Genomic DNA, 13266 nt, shown 5'->3' on the forward strand with positions numbered 1-13266 from the left:
GTATTCAAGTAACGCTTAGGGGTAACTGTAACGTAGGCGCAGGATTCTTTGTAAATCAGTATCTTAATCAATTGTAAGGTTTTTGTAAGGTGCCCGTAACACCGATGAATGACCGCGTCGGTTACATTTGCCGAAATTCTACGATGCGATGCCGGCCGACATACCGACTTATATTCCTCCTGCTGCTCTTTTTGCTAGCACTGGCATTTGTTGGCGTCGTTTGGTATTACCATGGTAGGCTGGAAAAAATTAACCGGGAAATACACGAATTGGATGAAACCTACAACTGATCAAACAATAGCGATGACGATTGACGCGCGACCCTATTCCGAAAAGAAAGTAACGATGCATCGTTGCGGTTTACTGGCCATCCTGTGCCTGTTGTTTTTCCAGTTGGCAAATGCCCAGCCGTACGTGCCTTCGGGTGGTATCCTGTATGTCGATCAGCGCGCCGGCACCGGAGGCGATGGCAGTTCGTGGGCCAACGCCATTCCCGAGCTGGCCGACGCCCTCCGATGGGCCCGCGACCAATGGGGCTCCGATGGCAGTACCGCGGCATGGGATGCTACCGACCCACTGAAGATATTCGTGGCCGAAGGTACCTACAAACCGCTATACAACGCTGCTGACGATTTATATGGGGAAGACGGAGAACGTGATAACGTATTCGTACTATTACCTTATGTGGAGGTCTATGGCGGCTTTGCCGGTACGGAAGCCAGTATCAGTGATCGGTCTGCAGCGGCGCTGGCCGGCGACGTGTACAAAACCATTCTTTCGGCCGATTTCAATGGCGATGATAACCCGGATAATTTTGATAACCATGCCGAAAACGCTTACCACGTAGTGCTTGCCCCGGCAGATGCGGTCGGCAGTGTGCTCGACGGCTTCACCATCAGCGGGGGCAATGCCGATGGTGGTCCCGACGGTCCCGAGGTATTTGGTCTGCCTCACGCCCGCCATTATGGGGGCGGGCTGCTCAATTACTCCGGCAACATCATCCGGAACGTGTCCATTATCCGTAACCGGGCGGTAGAAAATGGCTATGGTTACGTTGCCAAAGGCGGTGGGGTTTACAACAGCGGCAATGCGACCTATACCCGTGTGACCATTGCAGGCAATGCCACGGACGGCCCGGGAGGCGGGATGACTACCTTCGGTGCCCCAACGCTCCGGGAGGTGATGATCCGTAACAACTCGGCCGGAGATGGGGCGGGTATGGAAGTCACAGGTTCCCCTAACCTCATCAATACCGTTATCAGTGGCAATACGTTGCTTGGGAGTGGTTCCGGGCAAGCGGGAGGCATATATGCTGATCAGAATTATACCCCGCGGCTCATTAACGTGACCATCGGCGGTAATTCGGGCGCTGCAATCAAATATGGATTAGGGTCCATGCCCATCAGCCGACTAACGCTGCACAACTGTATCGTATGGGGCGGGATATCAGGTGCTAGGCCATCCACCATCGAGCACAGCTTAATCGAGGGCAACAGCAGCACAGCCGATGGCAACCGGGATGCGACCGGTCTTACCGCCGCCGACATCTTCCGCGATCCCGTTGCCGGGGATTACCGGCTACGACCGGGCAGCTTGGCGATTAATGCGGGTAGCAATGACCTGTATGAAGCAGCCGATGGCGATGAGGCGAACCATAGTTTGAACAACGATAATGATGCGGCGGGTAGTCAGCGGGTGCGGGGAGGTACCATTGATATGGGAGCCTATGAAAGCCTATATGCCACCATCAGTCCCACGGATGGTATCCTGTACGTGGATGCCGCTGTGGATGTGGGCAAGATAGAAGGAGTAGACCTGCTCTCCGATCAATCGGGCGATTCGTGGGCCAACGCCATTCCCGAGCTGGCCGACGCGCTCCAGTGGGCCAAAGAAAACGAAAGCAGCTGGTCTGCCGGCGCTCCCTTGAAGATTTATGTGGCGAAAGGTGTTTATACGCCGAAGTATGGTGCGCTTGACGTGGCGGGGCCCAGTACCAATCTCCGGGATCGATCGTTCTCGCTGGTGAACCACGTACAGCTATTCGGTGGATTTGACCCCGCCAATGACATCAACGACCTCAATGACCAGAGGCTGTTGCCCGACCCGCGCCCGGGTGCAGCAGCAGCCGGCACCATCCTCTCCGGAGATTTCGGCGATGGCTCCCACGCGTATCACGTTGTTTTGGCATTGGGGTCCACCGGATCGGACCCACTCCATATCCTGCTCGACGGCTTTACCATCAGCGGGGGAAAGGCTGATGGAAGCGGCAATATTCGGCCCAACGGCTGGTACACGGTTAATCAGGATTATGGCGGCGGTATCTGGTTGGCCTATACACACGGGCAGATCAGGCACGTCAAAATAACGGACAACCAAGCCGATTACGGCGGTGGCATCGCCATGGAATTTAGTGGCAGTGAGCTCACGCTGGAATCGGTTTCCATCTGTATAAACGACGCAGGAACGCGGGGTGGAGGAATATATACGGGTTCGAATGATGGCAAAATACGACTGACGAATACACTCGTCGCCCGTAACAGTGCATATAACGGCGGTGGAATGGCATTAAGCTTTGGCTCCGCGGGTGAACTAACCATGACCAACGTGACGTTGAGCGGCAACACCGTACGTCATCTTTCATCCGCCTCTTCGGGGATTGCTATTGATAATGGTCATCTAATCATCCGGAACAGCATCATCGACAACTATATTGATGGTGCCATCGATATCGCCGGCAGCGGCAATAGCCTTGTCCGCGGCAGCACGGACTTCTTGGATGCCTCTCCAGCGTTTGTAGACGGAGCCAATGGAGACTACCGGTTGCTGCGGGGTAGCCCGGCGATCGGTGCAGGGAACAACGTATATTATACCGACGCTGGTGGGGATTTAGCCGTTGACGCAGACCTCGGCGGCGAGGCAAGGCTGTGGGGTGCTGCCATCGACATGGGTGCGTTTGAATACGCGCTTGCGGCCAATCCCGATGAAAACAACATCCTCTACGTGGATAAGCATGTTGATGGCGGTGCTGGCGACGGCAGCAGCTGGGCCAATGCGATCCCCGAGTTGCGTGATGCGCTTGCCTGGGCAGCAGGTGAATGGGACGTGGCGGCAAATGGACCCCTCCAGGTCTGGGTGGCAAAGGGTACCTATACCCCCGTCCGGCCTGTCGACAATAGCAATGTGACGGTCGCGGAGCGGCAAGCCACCTTCCGGTTGGTGGGTGGCGTGGAGGTTTACGGCGGCTTTGCCGGCGGCGAAACGACACGCGATGAACGCGATTGGAAGACGAACACGACCATCCTGAGCGGGGATATCGATGGCAATGACACCGGAACAGATGGTGTCATTACCAATCCGGCAACACAGCTGCAGGGCCGCAACAGCTACCATGTAGTAACCGCTTCGGACGTGAATCAAACCGCCCTGCTCGACGGCTTCCTGATTACAGCCGGGCATGCCGACGACGCTTTCTCCACCTACGGTGGCGGTGGCGGCGTATTCAACAACGGTGGTCACCTGGCCCTGGTCAACCTCACCATCCAGGGTAACCGGGCCGTCAACACGGGTGCCGGGGTATTGAACGGAGCCGATTCCCGGGCGCGCCTGACCAACGTAACCATCCGTCACAATGCGTCAGGCGGATCCGGTGGCGGGATGCTCAATATGGCTGCCGACGTGTGGCTGACCAACGCGGTAATCCGCGACAACAACGCCGATGGCAACGGTGGCGGGATGACAAACAGCAGTGGCTCCACGCTCCGGCTGACCAATACCGAGATCAGCGGCAATACCGCCTACGATGGCGGTGCGATGTATACCTTTGGTGGTTCTTCGGTCGTACTCACCAACGTGACGGTAACCGGAAATAGCTTGGTAGGCGCCGGTATCGTAGGGGGGCTCTACTCCAATGACGCCACGTTGACGTTGGCCAATACGGTGGTATGGAACAACACCAAATCCGACGGTTCGCCGGATAACCTGTATACGCCCGCTGGTACCTTGGTTGTCAGAAGCAGCTTATTGCAGGGCGATCCGGAAAGCTGGACGTGGAGTACCGCCTGGACGGGTACCGACGGGGGCGGCAATATCATTACCGGTAGTTCGCCTTTTGCCGATGAGGCAGCAGGCGATTACCGGCTGCGCCCCGCCAGCCAGGCGCTAAACACGGGCAGCAATGAAGCGTACGAAAGCGCCGATGGCGACAATGGGAATAACAGCCTCGCCAATGACACCGATTTGGCCGGGAACCCGCGGGTATTCCGCGTGGCGGATGGCGGCGTGGTTGACATCGGTGCCTATGAAAGTGCCTATGCGTCCATCTCACCCACGGACGGCATCCTCTACGTGAATACCGCCGTGGATGCAGGTAAGGGGCCGGAGGAAGCGGTGTCTGACCAGTCCGGCAGCAGCTGGGCCAATGCCATCCCGGAGCTGTCAGCAGCACTGCAATGGGCGCAGGCCAATAAAAACGGGGGACTGTGGGATGCCGGCCAGCCGCTTCAGCTATACGTAGCCGAGGGCGAATACAGGCCGGGTATACACCCCACAACCAACAGTCCGGTCACAAACGAGCACGCTACATTTTTGATGGTTAAGGACGTACAGCTGTACGGAGGGTTCCCACAGAGCGGCGATCCGACCATGGACGACCGCGATTGGAAAACCCATACCACAACACTGAAAGGCGTAATGCCCAACGGCAACCCGGTCTACCACGCCGTGGTTTCGGCCGGCGATGTGGGCCGGGCGCTGATGGACGGATTCACCATTACCGGCGCCCATGCCAAAAGTGTGGGAAGCATCACCGTCAACGAAGAAACAATCGACGGATTAAGCGGTGGGGGGATGATTAACGTCCATTCGTCCCCTACGCTGACCAACCTCATCGTTGCCTATAATAGCGCAGAGTATATTGGCGGTGGGGTCTATAATTCCGGTTCTTCCCCGGTGCTGGCCAACGTAACCATTACGGACAATTCGGCCGCTGAGGGGGGCGGTATATGCAATAGTGCCTCTTCCCCTTACCTGACCAACGTTATCATTGCCCGGAATACGGGGCGTAACTGGGGAGGCGGGATATCCAATAGAGGTGGTTCCCCCAGACTGACCAATGTCCTCATTACCGGGAATGAGCTTGTTGGTTCGGCCGGCGGGACAGGAGCCGGCGGCGGAATGCTTAATTCGGGTAGTCACCCGGTCCTGACCAACGTAACCATCATCGGTAATTCGGCGCCGTCGCCTTCTGGCAGCGAATTAAGCAATAGAGATAGTTCTTTTCCAACCCTGCACAATTCCATCGTATGGGGTGCGGTAAACTTGGAAGGCGTTACGGCATACCATAGCCTGATCTGGGGGGAGAGCACGACCGACAATGGTAACATCGATGCGTCTACGGTCAGCGACGCATCTGTCCTGTTTGCCGACCCGGACAACGGCGACTACCGCCTGCTGCCGGGCAGCCCGGCCATAGACGCGGGCAGCAATGCCGGGTACGAAGCTGCCGACGAGGATGACGGCAACAACAGCCTGGGTACCGACATGGATTTGGCCGGTAACCCGCGGGTTACCGGCCTGGCAGCGGACGGCATCATCGACATCGGCGCCTACGAGAGCCCTTATATGCCCATCAGGCCAACCGCGGGCATCCTCTACGTGAATACTGCCGTGGATACCGGTAAAGGGCCAGAGGAAGCAGTGTCTGATCGATCGGGTAGCAGCTGGGACAACGCGATCCCCGAGCTACGCGATGCGCTCCGCTGGGCGGCAGATAACCAGGACAAGGGCCTGTGGAGTGCGGCGGAGCCGCTGCAGATCTGGGTAGCCGGGGGTAAGTACACGCCCGTGCAACCGGCGGATCCGGACAACGTGACGCCAAGTGAGCGCGGAGCTACCTTCCAACTGACCAGCGGCCTACAGCTCTACGGCGGTTTTGCCGGCGGAGAAACGACGCTCGCCGAACGCGACTGGAAGACGAACGTCACCATCCTGAGCGGGGATATCGACGGTAATGACACCGGCGCAGATGGAGTCATTACCGATCCGGCAACCGAAATACAGGGCGCCAATAGTTACCACGTGGTCACCGCTTCAGGCACGGATGAGACGACGGTGCTCAATGGAGTCACCGTAACGGCGGGGAAGGCGGATGGACCGGATGCGGACGCCAATGGCGGCGGTATATACATCCATGCAGGCAGCCCGGCATTGGTTTATGTAGACATCCGGGGCAACCGGGCATCAAACGGCGGCGGCGCATTCCATACCGCTAGCAGTAATCCCCGCATTACGAATACGATCATCCGCAACAACCATGCGGCATCCGGCGGTGGCATCTACAACGAGGGTTCCACCACCACGCTCACGAATGTAGTTATTGCCCGAAACACCGGTGTCGATGCGGGTGGCGGGATGTTGGTGAGCACAGGTAGCGTGACCATGAACAACAGCATCGCCTGGCGCAATGTCAATGGCGAGGGTACGCTGGAGCACCTGAAAACGATCGATGGAACGATGACCAGCAGCCACAGCATGTTGGAGGGCTTCACGAAGGTTGTTGCCTGGGTGAGTGGATGGGGATGGGATACCCCCACCACAGGTAACGATGGCGGCGGCAACATCATTGAGAACAATTCGCCTTTTGTTGATGAAGCAGCGGGCGACTTTTCGCTGCGGAGGCTTAGCCTGGCCGTCGATGCCGGCAGCAATGCCTTATATGAAGCTGCCGACGGTGATGCCGGCAACAACAGCCTCGCTGACGATGCCGACCTGGCCGGAAACCCACGCGTGTACGATCCGGTAGGGCGTGGCATCATCGACATGGGCGTATCCGAAAGCCCGTATGTGGCCATCCATCCCACCAATGGTATACTCTATGTAAACGCCGCCGTGGATGCCGGCAAGGCGCCGGGGGATGCACTGTCCGATCAATCGGGCAGCAGCTGGGAGAATGCGATGACCGTGCCGGGCGAAATACGCCAATGGTTGGCAGACCGGGTAGAATGTGATTTGCTGCCCACACCGGAGGCTCCTTTGCAGGTCTGGGTGGCTAAGGGTGTCTATACCCCCGCAACAGTCAGCACCGACCTCGGTGGGTTTTCATTGTACAATAACGTAGGATACTACGGCGGATTTGCCGGTGGCGAAACGGACTTGAACCAACGCGATTGGAAGGCAAATACCACCATCCTGAGCGGGGATATCGGAGGGGATGATACCGGTACAGGCGGCATCATTACGGATCCGGTAACCCAAATAAATGGCATCAACAGTGCTACCTTGGTAACCGCTGACGACATGAAATATAGTGGGAGCAGTGAGAAAATAAATCAATCCGCGGTGCTTGATGGGTTCACCCTGACTGCCGGATATGGTGGATTCGGGGGCGCGATAAACATTGCCAGTGGTAGCCCTACGTTAACCAACCTGGACATCCGCGGCAATTACGCGGCGTCAGGCGGAGGGGTAGCCATCAGTCGCGCTGTGGAGCCCCGTTTTACGAACGTAGCGATCCGTAATAACTATGCGGAAGCGGATGGCGGCGGGATGCACGTTAAAAACGTAAATAGTTCACCTGAATTCGTCAATGTCCTCATCAGCGACAACGTGGCCGATATGAAAGGTGGTGGAATATACAGTGAAGAGAACCTGTCGATGACATTTACCAATGTCACCATCACGGGGAATCAGGCGGAAACCGGCGGCGGTATGTTTAATGCGATCGTTCCTAGCGGTTCGCCGGTCCACTCGATGAACAATGTGATCCTATGGGGAAATACCGCGGTTGACGGACCTGATATTCATACCCGTTTCTACATGGAGGACAGGACACTTACCCTCAACGTTGCCCACAGCATCTTCAATAAGGATGGGATGGTAAGCACTTTCCAGCTTTTTGAAGTGGGAGAGATTTCTGACGGAAGCGATAGGGTCGTGTTCAATGAGGACGAGCCTTCACTGATCGTCAATCAGGATCCGGAATTTTTGGATCCGGCAGCAGGCGATTACCGCTTACGTCTTGGCAGCCCGGCCATTGATGCCGGCAGTAATGCCGGGTACGAAGCTGCCGACGGCGATGACGGCAACAACAGCCTGGGTACCGACGTTGATTTAGCCGGCCTTCCGCGGGTACACAGCCACGTGGGGATCGTGGATATGGGCGCCTATGAATACCAGCCCGTGGAGCAGGCCATCTCGGAGGTAATGGATGTTGGAAAGACCTATGGCGAAGCACCGTTCGATCCGGGCGCCACGGCCAATTCAGGTCTTCCGGTGAGCTATGCGTCCAGCGACAACACCATTGCCGAAGCGTTTGAGGATGCCGATGACGGCAATAAATGGAAAATTCGCATCCTGAAAGCCGGTGAAGTGACCATTACAGCGAGCCAGGCGGGCGATAGCGATTACCTGCCCGCCGATGACCAGACGTTCACACTGACCATTGCTAAACGGCCGGTGACGGTATCCTTTGCCGTTGATGCGGAGATTACGAAGGAATACGACGGCACGGCCGTGGCCACGGTGACGGCATCCGACCTGGCCTTCGGGGCGGGCGAGGTGGTCGCGGGCGACGAGCTGTCGGTAAGCCTTTCCTCGGGTGCGGGGAGCTATTCGGATAAACATGCGGGCACCGATAAAGCGGTGACGCTTCCGCTGGACGGCCTCACCTTGGGCGGTGCGGACAAGGATAACTACGCGATCAGCAACAACGCCCCGGTCACGGGCGATGCGGGTGTCATCACATCCCGTCCGCTGACCATCACGGCGAATAACCACACCGTGCTGTACAGCGGTACGGCCTACAGCGGGGGCAACGGGGTAGCCTACACAGGCTTCGTGCCGGGCGAGGATGCGTCCGTACTTTCCGGTACGCTGACCTACAGCGGCAGCTCGCAGGGTGCCATGGAAGCCGATACGTACACGATAACGCCGGGGGGACTGACCTCGTCCAATTATGCGGTCACGTTCGCGGACGGCACGCTGGTGATCTCGGGCGGTGCGGCAAACATTTTGTCGTTCAACGTGCAGCAGGCGGGTTCAACGGTGGCACGTACCTACGGCGACGGTGACGTGGACGGCTCGGCAGTAGCCAGCTCGGGTCTTACGGTGACCTACGGCAGCAGCGAGGAGGACGTTGCCACGATCGATGCCAACGGGCAGATCCGCATCAAGGGAGTGGGTACCACCATCCTCACAGCCAGCCAGGGGGGCAACGTGAACTATGCCCCGGCTGCGGACATCAGTTTTTCGCTGGAGGTACAGCCGAAGGCGCTGACAGTTACTGCCCGGAATGCAACCAGGGTCTACGACGGGGTGCCGTACAGTGGGGGAGCGGGTATTGACTACAATGGTTTCATCCCGGGCGAGGATGCGTCCGTGGTGAACGGCACGCTTGCTTATGGTGGTGGCTCGCAGGGCGCTATGGATGTGGGCAGCTATGCGATAATACCGTCCGGATTGAGCGCAGCTAACTATACCATTGCTTATACAGACGGCCGGCTTGACATTGTCCCTGCGGGGGGCAACGTGCTGACGTTCGACAGCCAGACGGCGGGCAGCACGGTGGCTGTGGTTTATGGAGCGCAGGCCCTGTCGGCAGCGGCCCGTGCGACCTCGGGTCTTCCGGTCACCTACAGCAGCAGCAACGAAACGGCAGCCATGGTATCGGCCGACGGCACGGTGACGGTGATGGGTACGGGCAGTACGGTGATCACGGCCGGCCAGCCGGGGGATGCCAACCACGACCCTGCCGCCGACATCAGCTTTGAGCTGCGGGTGTCGCAGAAGGAACTCACCATCACGGCCAATAACGATGGTAAAACCTATGATGGCGCCGCCTACAGCGGGGGCAACGGCGTTCAGTACACCGGTTTCGCATATGGTGAGGACGAATCGGTACTCTCCGGCACAATCATCTACAGGGGCAATTCACAGGGTGCCACGGATGTGGGCAGCTATGTGATTGAACCGGGCGGTTACACCTCGTCCAACTACGCGATTGCCTACCGCAACGGCAGCCTCTCGGTGACCAAGCGTCCGGTGACGGTTTCTTTTGCTGCAGGTGCAGCGATTACGAAGGAATACGACGGCACGGCCGTGGCCATGGTGACGGCATCGGACCTGGCCTTCGGTGGGGGCGAGGTGGTTGCGGGCGACGAGCTGTCGGTGAGCCTTTCATCCGGAGCGGGCAGCTACGCGGATAAAAATGCCGGCACCGATAAAGCGGTGACGCTTCCGCTGGACGGCATCACGCTGGGCGGTGCGGACAGGGATAACTACGCGATCAGCAACAGCGCCCCGGTCACGGGCGGTGCGGGTGTCATCACCTCCCGTCCGCTGTCCATCACGGCCAACAACCACACGGTGCTGTACAGCGGCACGGCCTACAGCGGGGGCAACGGGGTGGTTTACGCAGGCTTCGTGCCGGGCGAGGATGCGTCCGTACTTTCCGGCACATTGACCTACGGGGGCAGTTCGCAGGGTGCTGTGGAAGCCGATACGTACACGATAACGCCGGGGGGACTGACCTCGTCCAATTATGCGGTCACGTTCGCGGACGGCACGCTGGTGATCTCGGGCGGTGCGGCAAACATCCTGTCGTTCAACGTGCAGCAGGCGGGTAGTACGGTGGCACGTACCTACGGCGAGGGTGACGTGGACGGCTCGGCAGTAGCCAGCTCGGGTCTTGCGGTGACCTACGGCAGCAGTGACATGGACGTTGCCATGATCGATGCCAACGGGCAGATCCGCATCAGGGGAGTGGGCACCACCACCATCACGGCCAGCCAGGGGGGCAACGTGAACTATGCCCCGGCTGCGGACATCAGTTTTATGCTGGAGGTACAGCCGAAAGCGCTGACGGTTACTGCCCGGAATGCGACGAAGGTGTACGACGGGGTGCCGTACGGCGGGGGCAACGGGGTTGCCTACACGGGCTTCGTGCCGGGTGAGGACGAATCGGTACTCTCCGGCACAGTCACCTACGGCGGCAGCTCGCAGGGCGCCACGGATGTGGGCAGCTATGCGATTGCACCGTCGGGATTGAGCGCAGCCAACTATACCATTACGTATACAGACGGCCGGCTTGACATTGTCCCTGCGGGTGGCAACGTGCTGACGTTCGACAGCCAGACGGCTGGCAGCACGGTAGCGGTGGTTTATGGAGCGCAGGCGCTGTCGGCAGCGGCCCGTGCGACCTCGGGTCTTCCGGTCACCTACAGCAGCAGCAACGAAACGGCAGCGATGGTATCGGCCGACGGCACGGTGACGGTGATGGGTACGGGCAGTACGGTGATCACGGCCGGTCAGCCGGGGGATGCCAACCACGACCCTGCCGCCGACATCAGCTTTGAGCTGCGGGTGTCGCAGAAGGAACTCACCATCACGGCCAATAACGATGGTAAAACCTATGATGGCGCCGCCTACAGCGGGGGCAACGGCGTTCAGTACACCGGTTTCGCATATGGTGAGGACGAATCGGTACTCTCCGGCACGCTCACCTACGGGGGCAGCTCGCAGGGTGCCACGGATGTGGGCAGCTATGTGATTGAACCGGAAGGATACACCTCGTCCAACTATGCGATTGCCTACCGCAACGGCAGCCTTTCGGTGACCAAGCGGTCGGTTGAAGTCGGTTTTGCCGCTGATGCGGAGATTACGAAGGAATACGACGGCACGGCCGTGGCCACGGTGACGGCATCCGACCTGGCCTTCGGTGGGGGAGAGGTTATCGCGGGCGACGAGCTGTCAGTGAACCTTTCATCCGGAGCGGGCAGCTACGCGGATAAACATGCGGGCACCGATAAAGAGGTGACGCTTCCGCTGGACGGCCTCACGCTGGGCGGTGCGGACAAGGATAACTACGCGATCAGCAACAACGCCCCGGTCACGGGCGATGCGGGTGTCATCACCTCCCGTCCGCTGACCATCACGGCGAACAACCACACGGTGCTGTACAGCGGCGGAGCGTACAGCGGGGGCAACGGGGTGGTTTACGCAGGCTTCGTGCCGGGCGAGGATGCGTCCGTACTTGGCGGTGCATTGACCTACGGGGGCAGTTCGCAGGGTGCTGTGGACGTGGGCAGTTATACCATCCTGCCTTCCGGATTGCTGGCGACCAATTATGCTCCGGAATACCGGGCCGGTAGTCTGGCGGTTACCCCGGCGATGCGCACGCTGGACTTCCCGGCATTGCCCGCGAAGACTTACGGCGAGGGCGACTTCGACGGAGGCGCTGTTGCAAGCAGCGGCGAGGATATCATCTATGCGAGCAGCAATCCTGCCGTGGCCACTGTTGTAGCCGGCCTTATCCGCATCACGGGTGCCGGCACGGCCACCATCACGGCCACGGTGCCGGAAAATAGGAATTATAGTAGCCAACCTGAGGTATCACATACGCTGACCGTGCGCAAGGCCGCCCAGACCATCACGCTCGATGCTCCAGCGGAAGTCCATCGTGATATGGGCAGTGTCCCGGTAACGGCAGGCTCCAGCAGCGGCCTACCGGTGACACTGGCGGTGGATGATCCGGAGGTGGCCACTTTGGACGGCACCTCGCTCAACATCCTGCGCCTGGGTACGGTGCGCATCACGGCCACGCAGGCGGGCGACGCCAACCACGAAGCGGCCGAGCCGGTGGCGGTCACGATCCGGGTCACTGACCCGACCTCTGACATGCCCATCCGGATACACAGGGCGGTTTCGCCCAACGGCGACGGCATCAATGAGTACCTCATCATCGAGGCCATCAAGGACTATCCGGAAAACCGGGTCCGCATCTTCAACCGCAATGGCACGGTGGTGTACGAAGCCTCGGGCTACAACAATGGCACGGTGGCCTTCCGCGGCATCGGCACCGGACAGCAGCGGGTTCCTGCGGGCACGTACTTCTACGTGGCCGAGATCCGGGTGGGTGGCGAATGGAAATACGAGAAAGGATGGTTTGTGTTGAGGTATTAGGTTTTGCCGTTTGCTCTTTGCCTTTTTGCGGAGATTAAAGCACCTCGCAAATAGGCAGACAGCGAATAGCATAAAGCAAACAGCGTATAGCAAACAGCAAAGAAAGAAATGAAACGGATACAACTTATATTCATGGCGATGCTTGCTGCGGCCACTGCCACGCAAGCCCAGCAGCCGCTCACGCATACCCAGCACGGGCAGCTACGCACGGTCATCAACCCGGCGGCGAGCCTGCTGCGCACGGGCGGGGAGGTATCGGTGATCGGCCGGCGGCAGTGGGTGGGCTTGGACGGCGCCCCCACGGTGTTCTGG

At 59.0% G+C, this 13266-nt stretch carries 2 protein-coding genes; both read left to right on the forward strand.

What is annotated here, in order from left to right:
* Positions 1 to 273 precede the first annotated feature (273 nt).
* Positions 274 to 12954 carry an MBG domain-containing protein gene (locus ACEVG1_RS15485; RefSeq protein WP_374744621.1) on the forward strand — a complete coding sequence of 4227 codons (12681 nt, stop codon included), beginning with the start codon at positions 274 to 276 and terminating at the stop codon, positions 12952 to 12954.
* A 108-nt stretch (positions 12955 to 13062) separates the two neighbouring features.
* Positions 13063 to 13266: type IX secretion system membrane protein PorP/SprF (locus ACEVG1_RS15490; RefSeq protein ID WP_374744622.1), on the forward strand; the 204-nt coding region annotated here is incomplete at its 3' end.

The organism is Parapedobacter sp. 2B3 (assembly GCF_041925275.1).
Classification (GTDB): domain Bacteria; phylum Bacteroidota; class Bacteroidia; order Sphingobacteriales; family Sphingobacteriaceae; genus Parapedobacter; species Parapedobacter pyrenivorans_A.